The sequence below is a fragment of the Bradyrhizobium sp. CFUWI genome (assembly GCF_056429085.1).
On record NZ_JBWJZE010000138.1, the window covers coordinates 1 to 586 of the forward strand.

Below are 586 nucleotides of genomic sequence, written 5' to 3' on the forward strand. Positions count from 1 at the left end.
AACTCGTGCAGGCGGTCGGGCAGGTCGGCCAGGCGCATGACCTCGCCGCCGAAGCGCGTCGCGAGCTTCTCGCCGCGCTCCAGCGTGCGGTTGGCGATCGCCAGGCCCTTGGGGTTCTTGGCCGCGAAATGGGTGGCGGCGAGTTCGATCATCTCGCCCGCGCCCACGAAGAGGATGCGGATCTCGGTCAGGTCTTCGAACAGCTGCCCGGCCAGGCGCACGGCGGCGGCGGCCATGCTGATGCTGTGGGCGCCGATCTCGGTGCTGGTGCGCACTTCCTTGGCGACGGCGAAGCTGCGCTGGAAGAGCTGGTTGAGCGTGGTACCCAAAGCGCCGGCCGTCTCGGCCGCGCGCACCGCGTCCTTCATCTGGCCGAGGATCTGCGCCTCGCCCAGCACCATCGAATCGAGCCCGCTCGCCACGCGGAAGGTTTCCTCGCCCACCAGCTTCACGGCCGTGCCGTCGGAGAACAGGCCCACGTCGGACAGGGCCACGCGGCGGCCCGACGCCACCGACTGCGCCATGGCATCGGAATCGTTCATCTGCACGCCGATGATGCGGATCTCCGGCCGCACGGCCTTGATGT

General features: G+C 69.5%; 1 pseudogene. It reads right to left on the bottom strand.

Annotated elements, in window-relative coordinates:
* Positions 1–586, bottom strand: a pseudogene (locus AC066S_RS39085) (hypothetical protein); the annotation flags it as partial.